Raw genomic sequence first — 24,050 nt, 5'->3', positions numbered from 1 at the left:
CTGCGGTGGGGCGCCCTCACTGCAGCTCAGGGTCTGAGGACTGCAGAACCTCAGAACAGGTTGGAGAAGTACGCCCAGAACTGGACGACGATGCAGGCGAAGATGATGAGCATCCAGAGCACGGACAAGGCGATGTTCTCCTTGGCGGCGACCCGGGCGAACGCGTTGCCTGCGACACCGCGGCCGAAGTGGCCGGAGAGCACATTGCGGGCGGTGACCGCCAGGAACATCGGAATCGTCACGGTCCACACGACGATGCACCAGGGACAGCCGACGCCGATCTTGTAGATCGAGATGTAGAACAGGAACATGACCAGGACCACGCCGAGGCCGAGCCCGAGGTTGAGTCCGATCATCACCCAACCGGGCAGTCTGGTGCCGGAGAGGATGAGGACACCGATGAGCAGCGGGATGATGAACGCGGCGATGCCCAGAAGCTGATTCGGGAACCCGAACAGCTCCGACTCCGCATGCTCCATGACCGAACCGCAGGAGAAGAAGGGGTTGAGGTCGCAGGAGAGCACGACATCCGGATTCGCCAGCTTCTCGTACTTCTCTGCTGACAGGGAGAAGGAAGCGAGGAAGCCGATCACCGAGCCGACGATGAGGAAGATCCCGAACGGGCCGGATCTCAGCACCCACGAAGAGACGGTCGGAGTGGCATCGATGTCATCGGAGAGGCTCTGTGCACTGTTCACCCTTCAAGAATGCCTGGCCGACCTCACCGCGGCAAACCCCGAGGGCCGAAACCTCAGCTCAGACGGACATCTGTGACATAATGGCATGACGGATACCTGTTCTCACACCGAGCAGGAGAAGGGCCTCCACCGAGTCGAGGGTATGACCTCGCAGGTCGACAACAAGATGAGGCTGCACCGAAGGCCTACGCGCTGAGCGCGAGCCGGAACGTGCCATCCACAAGTTTCGGTCCACTGGGGACCATGTAAGGATCCGAAGATCCGTTTGGTGTGGACGGCGTCTTCGGACTGGGAGAACTGATGAACGATATGTCGAACGACGGTACAGAGTCGACAGATCCAACCGAAGGCATCCTCGCCGATCTGGCGAATCTGGAGCAGTCGGTCAACGCCAAGAGCAATTCCTCCGACGACGTCGACGACAGTGTGCGTGCACGTCTCGATGACATCGCCGAGGCGGCCGAATCGCTGCGGATCGGTGACGAGGTCGACGGTGACGGCGATGATGAGGAACCGGAGCCGGCTCCCCGCCGGGGCCGGCCCAAGTCCGCCCGTGAGGCCGTCGCCAATCGAGGACTCGTCTTCGAGGAGTTCATCCGCGGGGACGCGGACGCTGAGAGCTCCGACGACGAGGGCTCCGATGACGACGAAGACGACGAGGAGAACTCGGCGGAGGACTCCTCTCCGCGTGAGCCGGCCGTGAGCTTCGATCCGCGCAATCCCTTCGCCGCTCCCGCCCCGGCGGCAGCGGAGCCGGCCGAACCCCGCCCCGCGCCGTCCGTTCCGCACGACGGCGGCCTGATCTTCCAGGTGCCGAAGGCAGAACACGCTCAGGTCGTGAACATCGACGACGAAGGCTCTGACGATGACTGGGACGATTCCCAGGACTCCGACGAGGACTCCTCGCCCTCTCGCCGAGGCGACCATGACGAAGACGAGAACTCCAATGGTCCGCGTCGCCGTCGAGGAGGCCGCGGACGCCGCTCGCGCAACCGCGACGACTCCCACGACGACGCCGACGAGGCTTCCGGGAAGTCGGAGAAGCCCCAGGACTCCGAGGACGACGACTCCGATTCGGAGAACTCGCGGTCGTCTCGTCGCGGCTCCCGGTCGAACAATCGCGGTGGGAAGCAGAAGTCCGATTCGGACTCACACGATTCGCACTCGAAGTCCGATCACGGTTCCGACGACAACTCCGATGCCAGCAGCTCCGATGACTCCCACTCGGATGAGCATGACGAAGACGACGACTCCGACGGCGGCTCACGTCGGCGCCGCCGTCGTCGCTCCCGCACACGCAGCTCCGAGCGCGACGAGGTCACGTCCCTGAAGGGATCGACGCGACTCGAAGCGAAACGTCAGCGTCGCAAGGAGGGCCGTGAGGCCGGGCGCCGTCGCCCGATCATCACCGAGGCCGAGTTCCTCGCCCGCCGCGAATCCGTCGAACGTACGATGCTCGTGCGCGAAAGCGGTGACCAGACCCAGCTCGTCGTCGTCGAAGACGGAATCGCCGTCGAACACTATCTCAAAGAGAACCGCCAGCAGTCCTCGCTCATCGGCAACGTCTACCTCGGCAAGGTGCAGAACGTGCTGCCGAGCATGGAAGCGGCGTTCATCGACATCGGCAAGGGCCGCAACGCCGTGCTCTACGCCGGTGAGGTCAACTGGGACGCTCTCGGCATGGACGGCAAAGCCCGTCGCATCGAAACCGCGCTGAGCCCCGGCGACCCCGTGCTCGTGCAGGTGACGAAGGACCCGATCGGGCACAAGGGTGCTCGACTGACCAGCCAGATCTCCCTGCCCGGCCGGTTCCTCGTCTATGTGCCCGGCAATTCGATGACCGGCATCTCGCGGAAGCTGCCGGACAACGAACGTGCCCGACTGAAGAAGCTGCTCAAAGAGCTCGTCGGCGATTCGAACGGCGTCATCGTGCGCACCGCCGCCGAGGGAGCCACCGATTCGGATCTCTCCCGTGACGTCGAACGCCTCGCCAAGCGCTGGGAGACGATCGAGAAGAAGTCCAAGTCGACGAAGGTGCTCGCCCCGCAGCTGCTCTACAGCGAGCCTGACATGATCGTGCGCATCATCCGCGACGTGTTCAACGAAGACTTCAACTCGCTCGTCATCGACGGCGACGGAGCCTGGAACACGATCCACGAATACGTCGAATCCGTGGCCCCCGACCTGCTCGAACGCGTCCACAGCTACAGCGAAGACGAAGACATCTTCGACCACTACCGGATCGAAGAGCAGATCCAGAAGGCTCTGCAGCGCACCGTGAACCTGCCATCGGGCGGTTCGCTGGTCATCGACCGGACCGAAGCGATGACGGTCGTCGACGTCAATACCGGCAAATTCACCGGTTCCGGAGGCAACCTCGAGGAGACGGTGACTCGCAACAACCTCGAAGCTGCCGAGGAGGTCATCCGTCAGCTGCGTCTGCGTGACATCGGCGGCATCATCGTCGTCGACTTCATCGACATGGTGCTCGAGTCCAACCGCGACCTCGTCGTGCGCCGCCTCGTCGAATGCCTCGGGCGTGATAGGACGAAGCACCAGGTCGCCGAGGTGACCTCGCTGGGTCTCGTCCAGATGACCCGCAAGCGCATCGGCACCGGCCTGGCCGAATCCCTCGTCAGCGCCGGAGAGGACCTCAGCGGTCGCGGCCTGCTGCTGCCGGGCTCCGAAGAGGACGGATCGAAGTCGCACCGCGGCAACCGATCATCGAACAACGACAACCGTCGCGACCGCAAGCGCCGCGGAGATTCGGGATCGAAGTCGAAGCAGAGCGAACCGGAGACGCAGGAGGAGCCGGTCTCGTCCGATGCCTCCCGCTCTGCAGTCGCTGCGATTGCGAAGGCGACGCTGAAGAAGGACGAAACGGACTCCGCAGAAGCGAAGTCTGAGAGCGGGCACGAGGAGAAGTCGGGCGCCGAGGACACCGGCAAGTCCCGTTCGCGTTCGCGCAACGGGCGTCGCCGCTCGAACTCCCGGTCCGGCCAGTCCGACACCGCGGACGCGAAGGACTCTGCGGACGGTTCCGCAGACAAGCCGAAGGACGCGGGCTCGAAGGCGGAGCCCGAAACCGCGGCCGCGACGCCCGAGTCCAAGGACTCGGGAGCGAAGAAGCCCGCGGCCGAGGTCTCATCGGCAAAGCGTGCGCAGAAGAGTGAGGACTCAGCGCCCGCTCCCGCACCGGAGCCGAAGGATCTGCCGCTGATGATCGGTGCTGACACCGAGACGAAGGTGGCCGCCGTCGCGCCCGTCCGGAAGGCCGCTGCGAAGAAGTCCCCGGCACCTGCGAAGAAGACGAGTGAGAAGGTCCAGGAAGAGCTGCCGACCTCATTCGTCATCATCGGCGAGAACTGAGCCTCGAGGCGGTGCGCGACACCGCCGCCGCGCTGAGCAGACAGTCTGCTGAGCGGACAGTCAAGCGCCCCGCCGACGGAGTTCCGTCGGCGGGGCGCTTGACGCTCTGAGAGAGGCGGTGCTCAGCCCGCCGACTGCTGATTGCGGGTGGTGCTGATCGTCGGCTGCGCCGCCTGATCACCGCAGAGGACGATCATGAGGTTCGAGACGAGATCGCTGCGTTCGGCCTGACCCAGCCGCACGATCTGTCGTCCCTCGATCTCCTCGATGGCCGTCTCGACCATGCCGACCGCGCCCTCGACGATGAGCTGACGCGCCGCAACGACCGCGGTCGCCTGCTGGCGCTGGAGCATCGCGCGGGCGATCTCGGGAGCGTAGGCCAACTGGGTGATGCGGGACTCGATGACCGTCACTCCGGCCGCCATCACTCTGGCGGCCACCTCGTCGGAGAGCTTCGAGGTGATCTCATCGGCATTGTCACGCAGCGACATCCGCTGTGGATCAGACGAGTCATAGGCATAGGAGTTCGCGATGTGCCTGACCGCGGTCTCGGCCTGGATCGCGACGAACTCCTCGAAGTCGTCGACTTCGAACATCGCCTGCGCAGTGTCTTTGACCTGCCAGACGACGACGGCACCGATCTCGATCGGGTTGCCGTCGAGATCGTTGACCTTCAGCGTCGAGGTCTCATGATTGCGGATGCGCGTGGAGACCTGATCCTTCGTGTAGAAGGGGTTGACGAAGCGCAGGCCCGACTGGCGGACCGTGCCGACGTACTTGCCGTAGAGCTGGAGGACGACGGCATGACCGGGTGCCACCGAAGTGCAGCCCTTGAAGAGGAACATCGATGCGATGAAGCTGAGGACACCGAAGACGATGAGGATGACGCCGATTGCGACCTGAACGAACGTCATGATGAAGCCGAAGACACCAAGGATGAGGGCGAGCAGAAGCAGACCGATGGCTCCGACGATTGCGAAGTAGCCGGAGACTCCTCCCGCAGGCTTCTCGCGCACCCGTTCTCCCTCGGGAGAGACGATTCGGGCCGGGGTCGGCCCATTCGCCGAGGTGGGCTGCTGTGGAGAGTCGGTGGGCCGGTTCGAGGTCGGGTTCGGCCCCGAACGTCGACGACGAGCCTCCTGGGGGATCGGAGAGGCGGGGCCGGGACCATGATGCTGGGGTGCGCCCGTGTTCGCCTGCGCACCGCCGGGCGGACCATAAGCGGGCCCCGAATCCGACATGCCCGAAGAGCTTGCCTGAGACCCCTGTGAACCGTAATGCCCGTTCGGGTTGGTCACGGGTTCGGCTCCCGGATACGCGGCCGGCTGCGTGTGCCCGGCCTGGTAGTGCGGGGCCGGATCACCGCTGGGCACGGGACCATGACCGGGTGGCTGATTCCGTCGGGGAGCTGGCTGCTGAGGGTTCTGAGTCATGCCTCCAGTCTAGGCCACAGAATGAGACGCGGGTCTCAGGAGCAGCCGCGTGCGGGCGGTTCGGTAACGGTTTGATAACTGAACCGGCTCCGCGGGTCGGAGCGCTTGAATGTGATGTGCGTCTCAGGGAGGTTGACAGATCATGAACACCATTCATATCTCAGCAGCGCCGGTCTCTCCGGTCGACGATGCCATCGACTCATGGTTCGATCCGATCGCCACGTGGTTCGGCAATATCATCTTCTTTCCGATCACCCTCGGAGACTTCTCCTTTCCGTTCGTCGTCCTGTGGCTGATCTTCGCGGCCCTGGCCTTCACCGTCTACTTCGGCTTCATCCAAGCGCGCGGAGCGAAACTCGCTCTCGAGATCATCCGCGGGAAGTACTCGTCGAAGGACGACCCCGGCGAGGTCACTCACTTCCAGGCTCTCGCCTCGGCGCTGTCCGGCACTGTCGGCCTCGGCAATATCGCCGGTGTCGGCGTGGCCATCGCGCTCGGCGGTCCGGGCGCCACCTTCTGGATGATCATCGCGGGCCTCCTGGGCATGTGCACGAAATTCGTCGAATGCACTCTCGGTGTGAAGTATCGCGAGATCGACGAGAACGGCGTGGTCCACGGTGGTCCGTTCAAGTACCTGCCCGTGGCCTTCCGCCGCTTCAGCAAGCCGGTGGCGACGACGCTCACCGGTCTCTTCGCGATCGCCATCCTCATCTTCGGCGTGGTCGGCGGCGGCATGTTCCAGGCCAACCAGACCTTCGCTCAGGTGCGCACGGCCACCGGCGGGGACGACGGACTCCTCGCCGGACCCTTCGCCTCGCTCGTCTTCGGCATCATCTTCGCCGTCCTCGTGGCCCTCGTCATCCTCGGCGGCATCCGCTCCATCGCGAAGGTCACCGACAAGCTCGTTCCCGGCATGGCGATCTTCTACGTCGTCTCCTGTCTGCTCGTGCTCGGGCTCAACTACGCGAACATCCCGAACGCCATCGGCGAGATCTTCGCCGGCGCCTTCAACCCGCAGGGCATCGCCGGCGGCGTCGTCGGCGTGATGATCATCGGCTTCCAGCGTTCGGCCTTCTCCAATGAGGCCGGCATCGGCTCCGCCCCGATCGCACACTCCGCAGTCAAGACCCGACGTCCGATCTCCGAAGGATTCGTCGCGCTCCTCGAGCCCTTCATCGACACCGTCATCGTGTGCACGATGACGGCGCTGACGATCATCGTGGCCAATCAGGCCTCCTACCGTGAGGACCTCGGCGCAGGAGAGATCGGGGGAGTGGCCCTGACCTCGGACGCCTTCTCCACCGTCGCGTCCTGGTATCCGGTGCTGCTGGCGATCGCTGTCGCGCTCTTCGCCTTCTCCACGCTCATCACCTGGGCCTACTACGGAGAGCAGGCCTGGGGCTTCCTGTTCGGCAAGGCGAAGGGCAGCGTCACCGTGTTCCGCGCCCTCGTGTGCATCTTCGTCGTCATCGGCTGCGTGGCCACCTTCTCGAAGGTCGTCGAATTCGCCGATGCGGCCCTGTTCATGTGTGCCTTCATCAACATTCTCGGCCTCTACCTGCTCATGCCGGTGGTGAAGAAGGAGATGAAGAAGTACCTGGCCGACCGCAGGGCCGGCACGCTCGGCGACCCGGACACCGTCGACGCCGTCCCTGTCGAACGGCCTGCCTGAGCGACTGAGACTCCCGCATTCCCGGGCATGTCTGCCGAACTGCGATGATTGTGCGCCGCGCGCCCGGACGCGGCGCACAATCATGCCCGGGCATCGTTAGACTGGGATGCGTGGAGCAGAACAGAGACGACAACACATACGCATTTCAGCGGCTGCGGGAGCTGCGGGGAAGCATCGACAACATCGACGCCTCTCTCGTCCATCTCCTGGCCGAGAGATTCAAGCTCACCGAACGCGTCGGCGAGCTCAAGGCCGACCACGGACTGCCGCCGGCCGACGAATCCCGTGAAACCGAGCAGGTCGCCCGACTGCGGGTGCTGGCCGAGGACTCACACCTCGATCCCGCCTTCGCCGAGAAGTTCCTCGCCTTCATCGTCGCCGAGGTGATCCGCCGGCACGAACGCATCGCGGAGTCGCGCGACAGCTGAAGAGACAGAGGCGTCTGCGGAGATGAGGCAGACTCATGAAGCTGTGAGAGATGTCTCACAGTCAGCATCTCAGTCGTCGACCGATGTCGAACGGGTTTGCCGATGTCGCGCAGTCTCGATTAGAATTGAGCGTCGGTGCGTGTGACGCACCACGGCTGGTGATTCCTCTCAATGGGAAGCCTGCGAAGACTCTTCGCGGCAGCCAAGGGACAACCGCCGTTCGTTTGAGAATTAGCAGAAAGAGGGTTCGACCATGGTCTATGCCATCGTCCGCGCCGGAGGCCACCAGGAAAAGGTGAGCGTCGGCGACATCATCACAGTCAACCGAATGAAGGCGAAGGCTGGAGACAGCGTCGAACTCGATGCCGTGCTTCTTGTCGACGGTGAGACGGTCACGACCGATGCCGATGCCCTGTCGAAGGTCTCGGTCTCCGCTGAGGTCACCGGCGAGCTCCGCGGGCCCAAGATTGTGATCCAGAAGTACAAGAACAAGACGGGATACAAGAAGCGTCAGGGCCACCGCCAGGACCTCACCCGCCTGAAGATCACGAACATCAAGTAAGAGGAGACTTCTCACATGGCAAGCAAAAAGGGAGTCAGCTCGACCCGCAACGGTCGCGACTCGAACCCACAGTACCTCGGTGTCAAGCGCTTCGGCGGTCAGACCGTCAAGGCCGGCGAGATCATCGTCCGCCAGCGCGGAACCAAGTTCCACCCCGGTTCCAACGTCGGCCGCGGCGGAGACGATACCCTCTTCGCACTGAGTGCAGGCGCCGTGGAATTCGGCACCCGCAACGGTCGCAAGATCGTCAACATCGTCGGAGCCTGATCCTTTAGGATCCGTTCCGTCGTCAATAGGATTTCTCCCCTGTGAGGGGACCATGAAGGGTGAGTCGAACGACTCACCCTTCATCTGATATAAGGACATTATGGCCACCGAGTTCGTAGATCGTGTCACTGTTCACCTCGCCGCCGGCGACGGTGGGAACGGGTGCGCCTCGATCAGGCGCGAGAAGTTCAAACCGCTCGGCGGCCCCGACGGCGCCGACGGCGGCAATGGCGGAAACATCATCTTCCGAGTCGACCGTCAGTCCACGACTCTTCTGCCGCTCCACCATCGACCGCACCTGCGCGCTGACGGCGGGGGGATCGGCAAGGGCGACCTGCGTCATGGAGCCGACGGCAAGAACCTTGTCATCGATGTGCCCGAAGGCACAGTGGTCAAGGACACCAACGGCAGCATCATCATCGACCTCGTCGAAGACGGCACCGAGTTCACCGCGGCCGCAGGCGGACGCGGGGGACTCGGCAACGCCGCCCTGGCCTCGACGAAGCGCAAGGCTCCCGGCTTCGCTCTGCTCGGTGAGCCCGGAGAGACGCTGAGCCTCGTCCTCGAGCTCAAGACGATCGCCGACATCGCTTTCGTCGGGTACCCCTCCGCGGGCAAATCGAGCCTCATCGCTGCGCTGTCTGCGGCGAAGCCGAAGATCGCCGACTACCCCTTCACCACCTTGGTGCCCAACCTCGGTGTGGTCCAGGCCGGCGACACCCGCTACACCGTCGCTGACGTGCCGGGTCTCATCCCCGGGGCCTCGGAGGGCAAGGGTCTGGGGCTCGAGTTCCTCCGCCACGTCGAACGCTGTGCCGGCCTCGTCCACGTCATCGATATGGCCACGTGGGAGCCCGGACGCGACCCGGTCTCCGATCTCACGATCATCGAATCCGAACTCGCCGCCTACGCCGTCGACCTCGACGACGGCAGCGGACTGCTGCCGCTGTCGGAACGACCGAAGCTCGTGGCACTGAACAAGGTCGACATCCCCGACGGACGCGATCTCGCCGACATCGTGCGCCCCGACCTCGAAGCCGCGGGGTACCGAGTCTTCGAGATCTCCGCGGTCAGCCACGCCGGACTGCGCGAGCTGTCCTTCGCCATGGCCGAACTCGTGCTGGCCGAACGCGAACGTCGCGCCGAGATCGAAGCCACCCCGCAGCGTGTGGTCATCCGCCCGAAGGCCGTCGACGATCGCGGTTTCGAGATCCGCGTCGAACACGACGCCGAAGGACCGCTGTTCCGCGTCCTCGGCGACAAACCGCGCCGCTGGGTGCAGCAGACGGACTTCGGCAACGACGAAGCCGTCGGCTATCTGGCCGACCGACTCGAACACCTCGGCGTCGAAGATGCCTTGTTCAAGGCCGGCGCCAAACCCGGGGACACGATCGTCGTCGGCGGCGATGACGGAGTGGTCTTCGACTGGGACCCCACGACCATCGGCGGAGCCGAACTGCTCGGCTCCCGCGGCTCCGACGCCCGACTCGAGGACGAGGCTCGCGCCACCCGCAAGGAGCGCAAGGCCGCCTACCACGACAGAATGGACGCGAAGGCCGCTGTGCGCGCCGAGTTCGAACAGGAACGCCTCGCCGAGCGTGCTCGGCGTCAGGGCAGCGCCGCCTCCGAGCCGTCGGCAGCCACTGAGTCGGGGACCGACGAGGAGTGAGCGCCTCTTCGCACGGGAGAACTGCAGCGCCGGCCGTCCGCGAGGACATCGCCACCGCGCGTCGTGTCGTGGTCAAGGTCGGTTCGTCTTCTCTGACCACCATCGACGGTGGCCTCGACGAAGCCAAGCTCATTGCGCTCACCGATGTCATCGGTGCTCATCGCGCCGCCGGGCATGAGGTGATCCTCGTGTCCTCCGGCGCGATCGCGGCCGGCCTCGACCCGATGGGCCTGAACAGACGGCCCCGCGATCTCGCCACTCAGCAGGCCGCGGCCGGCGTCGGCCAGGGACTGCTCATGGCCGCCTACACCCGTGCTCTGGGACGCTACGATCTCGTGCCCGGTCAGGTGCTGCTCACCGCCGACGACCTCATCCGTCGGACACAGTACAAGAACGCCCAGCGGGCCATCGACAAACTCCTCGCCCTGGGCACTCTGCCCATCGTCAACGAGAACGATGCCGTGGCCACCGAGGAGATCCGCTTCGGTGACAACGACCGGCTCGCAGCCCTCGTCGCACACCTGTCCCACGCGGATGCACTCGTCCTCCTCTCCGACGTCGACGCCCTCTACTCGGGGCCCCCGGACCGGCCCGGCTCGCGCCTCATCGATCATGTGCACGGTCCGAGCGATCTCGAGACCATCGCCATCGGCGGGGTCGGCTCCGCCGGGACGGGCACCGGCGGGATGGCCACGAAGGTCGACGCCGCGATCATGGTCGCCGATTCCGGTATCCCCGCGGTGCTGACATCGGCGCCCCAGGTCGACTCGGTGCTGGCCGGGGACGAAGTGGGCACGTACTTCGCGGTCACCCACCGACGTCGCGGCACGCGTCTGCTGTGGCTGCGGCACCTTGCGCGGACCTTCGGGTCGGTGACCATCGACAGGGGGGCCGAGCAGGCGGTGCTCTCCCGAGGCACTTCTCTGCTCGCGGCGGGCGTGACCGCGGCCGACGGAGACTTCGAGGCCGGCGACCCGGTCGAGATCCGCAGCATCGACGGCGAGGTCATCGCCCGGGGGATGACGAACTTCTCGTCCGAGGAGCTGCCGCTGATGTTCGGGTCCACGACCGAGGAACTTGGCACCCGTCTGGGAAATGATTACCGTAAAGAGGTCATCCATCGTAACGATCTCGTTCTCACACATGTGAGCGGGGGGAGATAGCACATGAGCGCTGCAGCCGAGATCCACCCCAAGACTGTGCGCGGCGTGACCCGGATCGCGCGCAATGCCAAAACCGCATCGAGCCTGCTGGCCACGACCTCGACGGCCGACAAGAATGCCGCCCTGCACGCCATCGCCGAGGCGCTGCGGACCCATACCGACCGCATCGTCAAGGCCAATGACGCCGACATCGCCGCCGGCACCGAGAACGGAATGAGCGAAGCGCTGCTCGACCGCCTCCGTCTTGACGCCGGTCGCATCGCCGCGATCGCGGATTCGGTCGAAGCCGTCATCGACCTCTCCGACCCCGTCGGCGACGTCGTCCTCGGCCGAACCCTGCCCAACGGCATCAAGCTCACCCAGACGCGAGTGCCGATGGGCGTCATCGGAGCCATCTACGAAGCCCGCCCGAACGTCACCGTCGACATCGCCGTGCTCGCCCTGAAATCGGGCAACGCCTCGGTGCTGCGCGGAGGTTCGGCAGCGCAGAACTCGAACGCGGAGATCATCTCCGTCCTCCGCGGCGCCGTCGAATCGGCAGGGCTGCCCGCCGACACGATCAACGGCATCGACCAGTACGGCCGTGAGGGAGCGAACGTGCTCATGAACGCCCGTGACTTCGTCGACCTGCTCATTCCCCGAGGCGGCGCCGAACTCATCAATATGGTCGTGCAGGAATCGATCGTGCCCGTGATCGAGACCGGGGTCGGCAACGTCCACATGTTCGTCGACTCCACGGCCACGGTGAAGACCGCCGTCGACCTCGTGCTGAATTCGAAGACGCACCGGCCCAGCGTCTGCAACTCCCTCGAGACGCTGCTCGTCCATGAGAAAGCGTCCAAACGGGTGCTGCCGAAGATCCTCGAACGCCTCGATCAGGCCGGCGTCATCGTCCACGCCGACTCCGATGTCTCTGCCCTGGCCCCCTCGACGATGAAGGTCCGCCGGGTCTCACGGCGCGACTGGGCCAAGGAATACCTCGGTCTGGAGATCGCGATCAAGCTCGTCACCGGGATCGAAGAGGCCATCGACCACATCCGCGCCTACAGCTCCGGGCATACCGAAGTCATCGTCACGAAGGACCTCGACAATGCCGACACCTTCGTCGCCGCGATCGACGCCGCGGCCGTCGGGGTCAACGTCTCCACCCGATTCACCGATGGGGGAGAGCTCGGCTTCGGAGCCGAGGTCGGCATCTCCACGCAGAAGCTGCACGCTCGCGGTCCGATGGGCCTCGAGCAGCTGACGACGACGAAGTGGGTGATGATGGGCAACGGACAGATCCGTTCCTGATCCCCAACCGGGGCGAAACCGTCACGATCGGAGCCTCCCCGGCCCCGCCTCGGCGGATTCGAAACCGATCGAAGTCATGTCGATGCCGAATAACGGGGTCGTTCATGAGAAAATGAGAGAACAGTGAAACCGGCGCGCACTTTCCGCGTCGGAGGAAATGAGAAGGAGTAATCACGTGAACGCAGCCATCTTGGCAGCCGCGGCCGAAGGTGCTGAGCATGCAGCCCACACCGAGCTGCCGATGGATCCGATCTGGTTCGGACTCACCACCCTGGCGATCTTCCTCACGATCGGCATTGTGACTCGGTCGTGGAAGGGCATCTCGCACCGCCACTGATATGGCAGAGCACAGACGCAGAGTCGGTGTCATGGGCGGCACCTTCGACCCCGTCCACCACGGCCACCTCGTCGCGGCAAGTGAGGTCCAAGCGACCTTCGACCTCGACGAGGTGGTTTTCGTCCCCACCGGACGGCCGTATCAGAAGGACGTCGAAGAGGTCACCAGCGCCGAACACCGGTACCTGATGACCGTCGTCGCCACCGCATCGAATCCACGTTTCACCGTCTCTCGCGCGGACGTCGACCGCCCGGGTCCGACCTACACCATCGATACGCTGCGGGATCTGGCCCGCAGCTACGGTTCGGACACAGAGTTGTTCTTCATCACCGGCGCGGACGCTTTGGCTCAGATCCTGACGTGGAAGAATGTGGATGAGCTGTTTTCCTTGGCACACTTCGTCGGGGTCAGCCGCCCCGGGCACGAACTCCATGGTGAGGGACTCCCGGTGGATCGGCTGAGTCTCGTGCAGATTCCGGCGCTGGCGATATCGTCCACGGATTGCAGACAACGGGTGATGGACGGCGCGCCTGTCTGGTATCTCGTACCGGACGGCGTCGTGCAATACATCGCGAAATACGAGTTGTACAGGAGTGAGAATGGCTGAGGAGCAGTTCACGTCACGTCGAGCCCGGCGCGAAGCCGAACGGCAGGCGGCGGAACAGGCGTTCGAGGCACGAGCGGTTCCTGAGCAGCCGCAAGAGGCCCCGAACTCTCGCGCCGATCTCCTCACCCCGGCGTCGCCGAAGAAGCCCGAGACCCCGCCGGCACCCCGTGAGGAAGCCGGCGATGCAGGCACGTCCGACACGGGTGCACCCGAGGCTGAGGGCGACCACGCCGCGAGCTCCCGCATCGATCCCGCCCCTGCGCCGCGAACCAGCCACGAACGCGGAGCCCTGGCTTCGGACCACCCGCAGGAGTCGCGGCCCCCGGTGCATGCCGAGGATCGTCTCGATCCGCAACGGGCCCCGCTGCCGCATTTCCAGTCCCGAGCCGAGAAGAAGCGCTACCTGCGCGAACACGGCCTCTCGCACTATGGCGATCTGTCGACCGGTGCCCTGCCCGTCGTCGCCGATGAGACGGAACTGGCCGAACGTCAGGCCGCCTCCGAGGGTCGACTGACCGGTCCGCTGCCCGAGATCGCCGAGGCCGGCGAGGACGCGCCTGCCGAGAGCACCCCTGCGAAGTCTTCGCCCACTGTGACAGAGTCCGCCGCGGCAGCGGCCGACGACGACGCATCCGGCGAGACGACGACCGCGGACTCCGACGCCTCCGACCCCGCCTTCGGCGAAAGCTCGGAGAGCGAGCCCCTGGCCGAACACGAATCCTACGATGCCGCCGGGTTCGGCGGAGCCACCGAGGAAGTCGCCGCACGCGACTTCGAAGCCCCGGTGACCGCCGACTCCGCCCCGCGGCCGACGACCCGTGAGAGCGAACCCTACGATGCGCTCTCGATGCCGTTCTCCGCTCTCGACGAGGACGCCGTCGACGAGTCCCCGACGACGCCGGGTACCGACGCACCGGCCGCGGGCTCGACCGAGACACCGGCTCCGGGCTCGACCGATGCCGCGGCGTCGGGCGAGACGGACGCTGCTGATTCGGCTGCCGAAGCACTGGGGAGTGAAGAACCTGCTGCGAAGGACGAACCCACTGAGAAGACCGAGGCTGGACAGTCCGAACAGGACGGGCCGGAACCGGCCTCCCGTTCGCGCCGGATGCCGATCGTCCAGCCGCCGTCGACCTCGGGCGTGCGTGTCGTCACCGCGGCCTCGGCGCAGATCCCCACGACCGACGAACCCGGCACCGCTGAGGAACCGACCGCAGCGTCGGCCGGCACCGAAACGGCGTCGGCAGACGATGCGACGAACCGTGAGGCGAACACCCCAGCTCACGAGCCCGGATCCGATGATGCGGCACGGGCACTGGCTGCGAACCCGGAGACCCGTCCCATGGACGCCGTCCCCGAAGCCTGGGCTCTGCCGAACAGCGACTACGAAGACGAGGAGACGGAGAACCCACCGGGAACCCGCATCCCCGCCAGGTCGGTGACCGGACACGACGGGCAGATCCTCATGGGGGAAGAGCCCTCGAAGATGCCCTACATCATCCTCGGGATCGCCGCTTTCTTCGCGCTGGCCCTCATCGTCGTCGCCTTCATCATGTTCCAGTGACACCACCTGCATTCCTGCATCCATGCGAAAGGATCTTGTGAGCGAGATCGCCGATTCCACTCAGCTGCTTCAGACCGCCGCGAAAGCCGCGGACGAGAAGCTCGGCACCGACATCATCGGCCTCGATGTGAGTTCCACGCTCTACATCACCGATGCCTTCCTCATCATCTCCGCCGACAACGAACGCCAGATCGATGCGATCATCGACTCCGTCGAAGAGGCCGTCCAACGCGAACACGACCGCACACCGCTGCGGCGTGAGGGACGCGGGGGCGACTGGGTCCTGCTCGACTTCGGAGAGATCGTCGTCCACGTCTTCTCCGCCGAACAGCGCGAGTACTATGCGCTGGAGCGACTGTGGAAGGACGTGCCGGTCATCGACCTGAACCTGCCCGAGCCCGACGCAGACGAATGACGAAGACCGTCCTGTTCTGGCGCCATGGTCAGACCGATTTCAATGTCGAGGGGCGATTCCAGGGGCAATCCGATGTGCCGCTGAACGACACCGGTCGCGCTCAGGCCGCTGAGGCCGCCCGCAGGCTCGCCGAGTTCGCCCCGGAGCACATCGTTTCCTCAGACCTCTCCCGGGCCGCGGAGACCGCTGACATCCTCGCCTCGTTCGTCGGCCTCACAGCGGCCCGTGACGCTCGCCTGCGCGAAGCCGCCTTCGGCGAGTGGGAAGGATCGACCCGCGCCGAGGTGGGACTGACCTGGCCGTCCGAACTCGCCGACTGGGTCTCCGGTGCCGATGTCGCACCCCCGGGAGGAGAATCCCGGTCGCGATCGGGCAACCGTGTCGCCGCAGCCATCACCGACATCGTCGGATCGGCGACCGCCGAGACGATCGCCATCGTCGCCCACGGTGCCGTGCTCCGCGGGGCCGCGGAGATCCTCCTCGACATGACCGGCACCGGTCGCATAGGCGTGCTCGGCAACTGCGGGCACGGAGAGTTCGGCTGGTCCGAACGCGGGTGGGTGCTGCGCAGCTGGGGCACGAACATCCGCTGAGTCCGCTCCCTGCCTCCGACCGACGGACCGACTGGCACCCCCGGGCCTCAGCTCCTCGATTCCCGCTCGTCGGCACCGCCGATGCGCCTCGTCGCACCCGTTGCCGGTTCGGCAGCGACCGAACGGATGAGCTCGACGAGAGCCGCAGCCGAGTCGGCCCAATCGAATTTCTGCGACTGGACCAGGCCCGCCTGTGACTTCTTCTCCCAAGTACCCGCGTTGGTGAGCCGGGTGATCGCCTCCGCAATCGAGCGCGGATCCTCCTGGTCGAAGTACAACGCCGCCGCTCCGGCGATCTCATTGAAGATCGGTATGTCCGAGACCGCGACCGGGACCCCCTGCGCCATCGCCTCGATGACAGGCAGACCGAAGCCCTCCTCTCGGGAAGCCGTGACGAGTGCTGTCGCCTCGTCGAGGAGTCGAGCATAGTCCTCTTCGCTGATCCCGCGATGGAACACGACCTTCGCCCGGTCGGGGATGAGTGACCGCAGCTGCGCCTCTCGGCGTCCCTCGATTCTGCTGGCGATGTGCAGGGTCCATCCCGGCAGGTGTTCGAGTGAGCGGATGAGTGCTTCGACGTTCTTGTACGGCAGGAAGGCGCCCATATAGATGAGCGTCTTCGCATCGCTGCGGTTCACGGTCCGCGTGCCCGCCGCGGACACCTCCGCTGCGTTCGAAACCACAGCCACCGGTTTGGTGGTCAGGCGGTGGGCGGCGATGAGGTCCTTCGTCGTCTCGGACACGGCCGCGACGGCATCGGCCCGGTTGAGCAGAAGCCGCTGCGGAGCGTAGCTGAGGTGGTAGGCCCGCCACAGCAGACGGATCGGCAGCGGGAGATCGCCCGGCGGCTGCGGATGCGAATAGTAGATGAGGTCGTGGATGGTGAGGATGAGGCCGTAGCGACGTCCGAAGGAGCCCATCGTCTGCATTGTGGAGAACACGACATCGGCTCCGAGGGCGTTGAGCCTGCCGGCGACGGCGACCTCGGCGGGGGAGGTGGGGTCGTTGAGTTCGACCCATCGACATTCCGGCAGCAGGGCCAGCTGCGCCCGATCGCTGATGATGGCGGTGACGTCGATATCCGTGTCCTCGACGGCTTCGAGGAGAGCCGCGAGGAGGCACGCGCCGTAGCGGGAGATTCCGTCATGATGCGTTGTGCGGGTGAAGCGCGCGTCGAAGAACACCGACAGCCGCGACTCGGGCCGAGGGGTCATTGTGCTTTTGCTCATGGAACTCCGAGTCGATAGTCTGATTCTTCGTAAGTCTACGATAATCAGTATTCGCACATCGCGATGAAGGATCAGTGAGTGAAGGAACCATCACCTGCGTCTGCGGCCGCTGAGGGCCGGTCATGATCCTCACTCTCATCGCACTCGCCGCGCTCGTCGTCATCACCCCGGGCATCACTCGGTTCGCCGGCCGGGCGAGCGGCTGGCCGCTGGCGGTCGCCTATCTGGGCGTCGCCGCACTGTTCACACCCACCGCCGCCGAGGTGATGGCCGGGAACACCCCGGAAGCGGCCTACCCGTGGATTCCCCGGTTCGGCGTGGACCTCGCCCTGCGAGCCGACGGGCTCGGCGTCGTCTTCACCTACATCGCGCTCATCATCGGGGCGGTCGTCTTCGCCTATTCGACGAAGTACCTCCCGCACGGACGGAATACGAGCTTCTACTGGCTGATGGTGATCTTCACCTTCTCCATGGTCGCGCTCGTGCTCAGCAATGATGTGCTCGTGCTCTTCGTCTGCTGGGAACTGACGTCACTGGCCTCGTTCTTCCTCATCGCTCGCTCCAGCTCCCCCGGACAGGCACCGGCGCTGCGGACGATGTTCTTCACCTTCATCGGCGGACTCAGTCTGCTGGTGGCCACCGGAGTCATCATCGCGGTGACCGGCACGACGCATCTGAGCGAGGCGATCGGTTCCCCGGTGTGGGCGGGCCAGCCTGAGGTGACGACCGCTGTCGCCGTGCTCATCGGCATCGCCGCTATGACGAAGTCCGCACAGTTCCCCTTCCATTCCTGGCTGCCCGATGCCATGGCCGCAGCCACGCCGGTCTCGGCATATCTGCACGCCGCAGCGGTGGTCAAGGCCGGAATCTTCCTCATGCTGCGGTTCTCGCCGACCTTCCACGCCACCCCGGCCTGGAACATCCTGCTCATCACCGCTGGTCTCTTCACCGCCTGCCTGGGCGGGTGGTTCGCCCTCAACCAGCACGACGTGAAGAAGCTCATGGCCTATTCGACGGTCTCGCAGCTCGGCCTCATCACCGCCGTCATCGGCGTCGGCACCGAAGCCGCGATCGCCGCAGCCACCCTGCACGTCATCGCCCACGCCCTGTTCAAATCCGGTCTGTTCATGATGGTCGGCGTCGTCGACCACCTCGCAGGCACCCGCGACCTCGCGCGGATCCCGAAGCTCAGACGCAGCGCTCCGGCCGCGTTCGTCGTGCTCATCATCGGCTGCGGCTCGATGGCCGGGATTCCGCCGCTGCTCGGCTTCGTCTCCAAGGAATCCCTGTTCACCGCCCTCGGCGAGGCGCCGGGCGGTCCATGGGCCGGCTGGTTGGCTCTGCTCATCGCAGCGGGCGCCTCAGTGCTCACCTTCGCCTACTGTGCGAAGACAGTGTGGGGCAGCTTCATCGACGGTAGCGAACCCGAACCGCGGCAGATCCACCGGGGGTCGGCGGTCATGCTCACGGCCGCCGCAGTGCCGATCCTCGCTTCGATTCCGCTGAGCTTCGTCCTCTTCGTCTTCGACAACCCGCTCGACCAAGTGGTGCGGGCGGCGATGCCCGAATCCGCGGGATCGGTGCATCTGGCTCTGTGGCACGGTTTCACCGCCGAACTCCTCGCCTCGGGCCTCATCATCGCCATCGGCGTCGTCATCATCCTCCGCCGCTCCCGCGTGTTCGCGTTCTTCCACCGGGCCACACCGCCCTTCGACGGAGCGAACGTCATCGACGGCCTCAACGCGGGCCTGCGCCGTGTCGGTCACGGTCTCGGTGTGTTCGTCCGCCCGATGAACTCCGGACCCTACCTGGCGATCTCCCTGGGCGGACTGAGCCTGCTGGCCATCTGCGCGATCCCCCTCGTGTATCCGAGTCTGCCGCCGCTCGAGCAGGGACTGAGCCGACCGGTGGACATCATCCTGCTGATCCTCATCACCATCGCGGTGCTCGTCCTGTGCACCTCCCATTCCCGTCTGACGACCGTCGTCGCGCTCTCGGCCATCGGGATCCTCGCCACCGTGCAGATCCTCGCCCTCGGTGCTCCCGACGTCACGCTGACCCAGCTCCTCGTCGAAGCGATGACGATCATCGTCATCATGCTCGTGCTGCAGAAGCTGCCTCGCTCGTTCTGGCGCTACCCGAAGCGCAAGCAGTCCCCGCGTCTGATCCTGGCGATCATCGTCGGCGCGGCGATGACTGCTCTCACCCTCGTCCTCAACGGGCGCCGGGAACGCTCCGATCTGGGCCGGTACTACCTCGACCATGCCCCCGACATCAGCGGCGGGAAGAACATCGTCAACACTATCCTCGTCGAATTCCGTGCCCTCGATACCCTGGGAGAGCTGACGGTGCTCGGCATGGCCGGCATCGCCATCGTCGCCGTGATGTCTACAGTCAAGGACAAGTTCATCGATCCGCCGGCCGAGAACATTCCCGAGCCGCCGCGGCCGCCCTGGGTGTCGATCCGCCCGAAGGGCACCACCGCCTATCGCGCCGTGCACGAGGCCTGGCCGAACGTCATCCCGCTGCAGCTGACGATCAAGGTCCTCGGCCCTCTGCTGGCGGTGACGTCGCTGGTCGTGTTCTGGCGCGGACACAATTCGCCCGGCGGCGGGTTCATCGCCGCGCTCATCGGTGCGGCTGTCATCGGCTTGGCCTACCTGTCCACACCGAAGGACCGGCCGATCGGTCCGCCGCGCGCACCCCTCTACCTCATCGGTTCCGGCGTCGGCGTCGCCGTGGTCACCGGCATCATCGGTCTGCTCTTCGCCGGATCGTTCCTCAAGCCCATGCACACCGAATTCGCCGGACAGCATTGGACGACGTCGATGCTCTTCGACCTCGGCGTCTACCTCGCGGTGCTCGGACTCATGCTGCTGTCGTTCAACCTCCTCGGCGTCTCGGACTCCGCTGCGACGCCGGCCGGCGATGATGTGCTCACCAACGGCATCATCCGCCGCGACGTCGAACGCACCCGCGAACGCGCCGACGAGCTGCTCTACGGTGAGCTCAGCGGGCCGATGGAAGCCATCCGCGGGGAGCGGCCCGACCGCAGCCGCCGCAGTGTGGAGACCGCGCAGGAGAAGAAGGTGCGCGCCACCTCGACGCATATCCTCCACGGGGACCCACCCGTCGACGGAGAGGAGGAAGCATGATTCTGGCACTGACGATCGGCGTCCTCACCACCGGCGGCGTCTACCTCATGATGCAGCGGTCGATGGTCCGGGGAGTCTTCGGGCTCACCCTCATCTCGCATGCCGCGAACTTCATTCTGCTCTCGGCCGGAGTCGGAGCATGGCGAGGCGAACCGCTCGCCGGCCGCAGCGGCCTGGCGGAAGCGGCCGACCCTCTGCCCCAGGCCTTCGTCCTCACCGCCATCGTCATCACCTTGGCGGTGACGATCTTCATGCTCGCCCTGGCCGTGCTCGGTCATGACGACGATCAGAAACGCAGCCCCGAGACAGGGGAGGAGCGCGACTCATGAACTCCGCCCTGCTTCTCCTCCTCATCGGGGTGCCGCTGCTCGCCTCGGCGCTGAGCGTGCTCATCACCTCACGCACCTTCGACCGGCTGCTGCTCCTGGCGGTTCCGGCCTTCGTGGGCATCAGCGGCATCGTGCTGCTCGGCCTCCACCGGTCCACCCCGGTGCTCGCGCATTCGGTGGGCGACTATGTGCCCGGCCTGGCGATCGTGTTCGTCTCGGACACCTTCACCGCGCTCATGCTCGCGCTCACCTCCCTGGTCGCGTTCATCAGCTGTCTGTTCCTCATCACCACGGGAGAGGACCAGTATCGGTTCGTTCCCGCGCTCATCCTCATGATGCTCACCGGTGTCTATGGGGCCCTGCTGACGGGGGACCTGTTCAACTTCTTCGTCTTCGTCGAAGTGATGATGCTGCCGGCCTACGCCCTCATCGCCGTGACCGGCACCTGGCGCAGGCTCGGCATCGGTCGGCTCTATGTCATGGTCAACCTGCTCACCTCCACGATGCTGCTCATCGGAGTCGGCTTCGTCTACGGTGCCACCGGTACGGTCAACCTCGCGGTCCTCGCCGACCAGGGCAGACCGACCGGTCAGGCGGGAATCGCCCTCGGAGTGGTGCTGCTGTCGCTGCTCATCAAAGCCGGTGGCGCGCCCTTCCACGGTTGGCTGGTCCGCACCTACCCGAACACCTCGGCGGGGATGATGTCCCTCTTCTCCGGCCTGCATTCGAAGGTCGGACTCTACGCCGTCTACCGCATCTACACCACGGTCTACGGTGAACCCGCCCCGTGGGTGAACGTGCTGCTCGTCGTCGCCGTGGTCAGCATCCTCATCGGTGCGCTCTCCGGATTCGGGCAGGCGCGCGTGCGCAACGTCCTCGGGTTCCAGATGACCGCGGGCGTCGGGCACATCCTTCTCGGCGTGACCCTGCTGAGTTCAGCGGCACTCGGGGCCGGTGCCTTCTACATGATCCATCACATGATCACGATGTCCGGGCTGCTGCTCATCATGGGGGCGGTCGAACAGACGTACGGAACGGGGTCCTTCCGGAAGCTCTCCGGGCTGGCGTCCCGTGAGAGGTGGGCCACCGTGCTCATGATCCTCGGCCTGTTCTCCCTCGTCGGTCTTCCGCCGACATCGGGGCTGTGGGGCAAGGTCGGGCTCATCACCGCGGCCACGGATTTCGGCGGGGGAATCGGCTGGGTCCTCGTCGCTGCGATCGTCATCGGTGCTCTGATCAGTCTCCTGGCGCTGCAGCGGACCTGGCGCAACACCTTCTGGGGACCGCCGATGCAGACCTATCGGCCCGACTCGGCCGAGACCGGCCGTGCCCCGGCCGAACCGATCCTGCGCAGCGTGCGCATCCCTGCTCGGCTGCTCGCGCCCGCCACGGTGATGATCGGCGTCTCCGTCGCCCTGTTCGCCTATCCGGAGCCTCTGCTCGACCTCACGCATCGGGCGGCGACCGGACTGCTCGACCACAGTGACTACATCCAGGCGGTGCTGACACCATGATGCGTCTCGTCCACGGAGTGTTCTACCTCGGCTTCATCGTCTGGGCCATCATCACGGGTTCGCTCACCATCGTCGCCCGGCTCTTCCGTGCCGACTATGCGGAACCGATGATCGTCGAACTGCCGATGCGCTGCGCCACCGACCTCGAAGTCACCCTCTTCGCCTCATCGATCACGATCACTCCGGGCACCCTGGTCGCCGCGATCGCGGCCGGTACCAGTACGACACCTCCCGCGATCTTCGTCCACGCTCTGTTCGAGGATTCCGAAGAGGATGCCCTGGCCGGTCTGGTCGATATGGAATCACGTCTGCTCGCCATGACCCGGGGCCGGGCGCCGCGGGCCGAGCCGGAAGGAGACCTGTCGTGATCGTCGTCGTCGGCATCTGCGCCGTCATCTTGGCCGCCGCCATCATCATCGGCCTGATCCGGGTGCTCACCGCCCGCGATCAGGGTTCACGGGCAGTGGTCTCCGACCTCATCTACTTCTCCGCCATCGCGATCGTCACGATGCTCGGCATCGCCGTGTCGTCCTCGGTCGTCCTCGACGTGGTCTTTCTGGCTTCCATGGTCGGCATCCTCGCGACCATCGCCCTGTCGCGCATCCTCACGAGGGGGCACCGCTGATGAACGAAACTCTGGCCACCTCCCTCGTCGGGATCTTCGGCATCACCGGGTCGCTGCTGCTGCTCGGCTCCGCCCTGGCGATGTTCCGCGTCCGTGACGCTCTGTCCCGGATCAACGTGTTCTCACCGGCTACAGGGCTGGGTATGCCGCTCATCGTCGCCGCCGCCTACGTCTTCGACCTGCATTCCGCAGGCTTCTCCTGGTCATCCCTGCTCATGGCCGTCGTTGCCGTGCTGTGCCTGATCATCGTGTCCTCGGTGGCGAGCAATACGCTTGCCCGGTCGACCGTGCTGTCGGGGCAGCCCGTGTTCCGCAAGACCTCTCCGAACCGGTTGGCCTTCCCACCGGAAGGCGTGATCGACGTCGACTCCGAAGAGGGGTGAAGCCGGTCGTCGTCAGTCTCGACCGGTCGTGCGCATGGTGATGTTGATTCTGCCCCCGCCGAGGTGGTCCAACCGTCCGTGGTCCGGCGCGGTTGCCGCACGGATCGACTGCACCCCATGGAAGGCGAAGCGGGCCGGCCCGCCGAAGACGAACGCATCGCCGGACGCTAAGCGCAGGTCTGTGAACGGGCGGTTGCGGGTCTCCGAGTTGCCGAACCTGAACAGGCAGGTGTCGCCGAGGGACAGAGAAACGACCGGGGCGGGATCGATTTCGTCCTTGTCCTGGTGCATGCCCATCTTCGCGTGCGCATCGTAGTAGTTCACAAGCGCCACATCCGGGTGGTAATCCTCGGGAACGAACCCCCAGACCCCGGCCGCATCCGGCCCGAATCCCGCGCTGTCGTCGACGACCTCCGTCGCCGCCTGCAGCACCTGACGGCCCAGCCGCTTCATCCAGTCGGGAAACGGCAGCACGAATTCTCTGTTGACATCGTCGGCCCGGCGATCGTAGCGTCCCGGCCGCCAGTGCCAGCCCAGTCCGATCGTCTGCACACTCATCGGGTGACCGGCGATCACCGTGGCATGCGGCGGGACCGGACCGGCCTGCCACTCGGCGTAGCGGGCGATGATCCATGACTGCGCCTCGGGACCGAGGAAACCCGGCAGCCAGACCGCTCCGGGGGCGACGATCTCGGGCCGGCGGTCGAAGGCCTCATCGGCGAAGAGCGATTCCATGCCTACCAGG

23 protein-coding genes are annotated in these 24,050 nt (G+C 65.6%); 19 read left to right on the top strand and 4 right to left on the bottom strand.

Going from position 1 to position 24,050, the window contains the following annotated elements:
- Window positions 1-50: 50 nt before the first annotated feature.
- Complete coding sequence (locus EB836_RS06080; protein ID WP_135538560.1) at window positions 51-698, bottom strand: vitamin K epoxide reductase family protein; 648 nt, start codon at window positions 696-698, stop codon at window positions 51-53.
- A 300-nt stretch (window positions 699-998) separates the two neighbouring features.
- Here EB836_RS06080 and EB836_RS06075 point away from each other — a divergent pair, with 300 nt between their 5' ends.
- Window positions 999-4,067 carry an Rne/Rng family ribonuclease gene (locus EB836_RS06075; protein ID WP_135538558.1) on the top strand — a complete coding sequence of 1,023 codons (3,069 nt, stop codon included), beginning with the start codon at window positions 999-1,001 and terminating at the stop codon, window positions 4,065-4,067.
- 122 nt (window positions 4,068-4,189) lie between these two features.
- Here EB836_RS06075 and EB836_RS06070 read toward each other — a convergent pair whose 3' ends face one another.
- The gene (locus EB836_RS06070) at window positions 4,190-5,500 is read right to left on the bottom strand and encodes an SPFH domain-containing protein (protein ID WP_240689658.1); all 1,311 of its coding nucleotides are present in this window, start codon (window positions 5,498-5,500) and stop codon (window positions 4,190-4,192) included.
- A 142-nt stretch (window positions 5,501-5,642) separates the two neighbouring features.
- On the opposite strand from EB836_RS06070, the gene EB836_RS06065 reads away from it, so the two are divergent.
- The 12 genes from EB836_RS06065 (at window position 5,643) to EB836_RS06015 (ending at window position 16,070) form a co-directional block, all read left to right on the top strand.
- Entirely contained in the window at window positions 5,643-7,172 is a 1,530-nt protein-coding gene (locus EB836_RS06065) for an alanine/glycine:cation symporter family protein (protein ID WP_135538556.1), read from the top strand.
- A gap of 110 nt (window positions 7,173-7,282) precedes the next feature.
- On the top strand, window positions 7,283-7,600 hold the full coding sequence (locus EB836_RS06060; protein WP_240689656.1) for a chorismate mutase: 318 nt from the start codon (window positions 7,283-7,285) through the stop codon (window positions 7,598-7,600).
- 253 nt (window positions 7,601-7,853) lie between these two features.
- Window positions 7,854-8,162 (top strand): 50S ribosomal protein L21, encoded by a 309-nt coding sequence (gene rplU / locus EB836_RS06055; protein WP_135538553.1) that lies wholly within the window; start codon window positions 7,854-7,856, stop codon window positions 8,160-8,162.
- Between the two features lie 15 nt (window positions 8,163-8,177).
- Complete coding sequence (gene rpmA / locus EB836_RS06050; RefSeq protein ID WP_135538551.1) at window positions 8,178-8,429, top strand: 50S ribosomal protein L27; 252 nt, start codon at window positions 8,178-8,180, stop codon at window positions 8,427-8,429.
- Window positions 8,430-8,529: 100 nt separating this feature from the next.
- Window positions 8,530-10,098: a GTPase ObgE gene (obgE, locus tag EB836_RS06045; protein WP_135538549.1), complete on the top strand. Its 1,569-nt coding sequence runs from the start codon at window positions 8,530-8,532 to the stop codon at window positions 10,096-10,098.
- Complete coding sequence (gene proB, locus EB836_RS06040; RefSeq protein ID WP_135538547.1) at window positions 10,095-11,261, top strand: glutamate 5-kinase; 1,167 nt, start codon at window positions 10,095-10,097, stop codon at window positions 11,259-11,261. Before obgE ends, proB begins: the two co-directional genes overlap by 4 nt.
- 3 nt (window positions 11,262-11,264) lie before the next feature.
- The gene (locus EB836_RS06035) at window positions 11,265-12,554 is read left to right on the top strand and encodes a glutamate-5-semialdehyde dehydrogenase (RefSeq protein WP_135538545.1); all 1,290 of its coding nucleotides are present in this window, start codon (window positions 11,265-11,267) and stop codon (window positions 12,552-12,554) included.
- A 175-nt stretch (window positions 12,555-12,729) separates the two neighbouring features.
- Window positions 12,730-12,891: a hypothetical protein gene (locus EB836_RS18140; RefSeq protein ID WP_167854366.1), complete on the top strand. Its 162-nt coding sequence runs from the start codon at window positions 12,730-12,732 to the stop codon at window positions 12,889-12,891.
- Between the two features lies 1 nt (window position 12,892).
- Entirely contained in the window at window positions 12,893-13,498 is a 606-nt protein-coding gene (gene nadD, locus EB836_RS06030) for a nicotinate-nucleotide adenylyltransferase (RefSeq protein ID WP_135538543.1), read from the top strand.
- Window positions 13,491-15,062 (top strand): hypothetical protein, encoded by a 1,572-nt coding sequence (locus EB836_RS06025; protein ID WP_135538541.1) that lies wholly within the window; start codon window positions 13,491-13,493, stop codon window positions 15,060-15,062. The genes nadD and EB836_RS06025 overlap by 8 nt, the downstream gene beginning before the upstream one ends.
- Window positions 15,063-15,099: 37 nt before the next feature.
- Window positions 15,100-15,477, top strand: a complete 378-nt coding sequence (rsfS, locus tag EB836_RS06020; protein WP_240689652.1) for a ribosome silencing factor — start codon at window positions 15,100-15,102, stop codon at window positions 15,475-15,477.
- Window positions 15,474-16,070, top strand: a complete 597-nt coding sequence (locus EB836_RS06015) for a histidine phosphatase family protein (RefSeq protein WP_135538536.1) — start codon at window positions 15,474-15,476, stop codon at window positions 16,068-16,070. The genes rsfS and EB836_RS06015 overlap by 4 nt, the downstream gene beginning before the upstream one ends.
- Window positions 16,071-16,117: 47 nt before the next feature.
- Here the strand turns inward: EB836_RS06015 and EB836_RS06010 are convergent, their stop codons facing one another.
- Complete coding sequence (locus EB836_RS06010; RefSeq protein WP_205683317.1) at window positions 16,118-17,299, bottom strand: glycosyltransferase family 1 protein; 1,182 nt, start codon at window positions 17,297-17,299, stop codon at window positions 16,118-16,120.
- A gap of 122 nt (window positions 17,300-17,421) precedes the next feature.
- On the opposite strand from EB836_RS06010, the gene EB836_RS06005 reads away from it, so the two are divergent.
- From EB836_RS06005 to EB836_RS05980, 6 genes are read left to right on the top strand one after another with little or no spacing between them, the layout of a single operon-like run.
- Window positions 17,422-20,454 (top strand): DUF4040 family protein, encoded by a 3,033-nt coding sequence (locus EB836_RS06005; protein WP_135538533.1) that lies wholly within the window; start codon window positions 17,422-17,424, stop codon window positions 20,452-20,454.
- A complete protein-coding gene (locus tag EB836_RS06000) occupies window positions 20,451-20,783 on the top strand; it encodes a cation:proton antiporter subunit C (protein ID WP_135538531.1) in 333 nt (110 codons plus the stop codon). The genes EB836_RS06005 and EB836_RS06000 overlap by 4 nt, the downstream gene beginning before the upstream one ends.
- Complete coding sequence (locus EB836_RS05995) at window positions 20,780-22,297, top strand: monovalent cation/H+ antiporter subunit D family protein (protein WP_135538528.1); 1,518 nt, start codon at window positions 20,780-20,782, stop codon at window positions 22,295-22,297. The genes EB836_RS06000 and EB836_RS05995 overlap by 4 nt, the downstream gene beginning before the upstream one ends.
- Complete coding sequence (locus EB836_RS05990) at window positions 22,294-22,665, top strand: Na+/H+ antiporter subunit E (RefSeq protein ID WP_346763078.1); 372 nt, start codon at window positions 22,294-22,296, stop codon at window positions 22,663-22,665. The genes EB836_RS05995 and EB836_RS05990 overlap by 4 nt, the downstream gene beginning before the upstream one ends.
- Window positions 22,662-22,922 (top strand): monovalent cation/H+ antiporter complex subunit F, encoded by a 261-nt coding sequence (locus tag EB836_RS05985; protein ID WP_135538526.1) that lies wholly within the window; start codon window positions 22,662-22,664, stop codon window positions 22,920-22,922. The genes EB836_RS05990 and EB836_RS05985 overlap by 4 nt, the downstream gene beginning before the upstream one ends.
- The gene (locus EB836_RS05980; protein WP_135538524.1) at window positions 22,922-23,305 is read left to right on the top strand and encodes a monovalent cation/H(+) antiporter subunit G; all 384 of its coding nucleotides are present in this window, start codon (window positions 22,922-22,924) and stop codon (window positions 23,303-23,305) included. The genes EB836_RS05985 and EB836_RS05980 overlap by 1 nt, the downstream gene beginning before the upstream one ends.
- A gap of 12 nt (window positions 23,306-23,317) precedes the next feature.
- Here EB836_RS05980 and EB836_RS05975 read toward each other — a convergent pair whose 3' ends face one another.
- Window positions 23,318-24,040 carry an alpha-ketoglutarate-dependent dioxygenase AlkB gene (locus tag EB836_RS05975; protein WP_135538522.1) on the bottom strand — a complete coding sequence of 241 codons (723 nt, stop codon included), beginning with the start codon at window positions 24,038-24,040 and terminating at the stop codon, window positions 23,318-23,320.
- Between the last annotated feature and the right edge of the window lie 10 nt (window positions 24,041-24,050).

This window comes from Brevibacterium sp. S111 (assembly GCF_004745075.1).
Lineage (GTDB): Bacteria > Actinomycetota > Actinomycetes > Actinomycetales > Brevibacteriaceae > Brevibacterium.
This window is presented reverse-complemented; position numbering and strand designations above follow the sequence as displayed.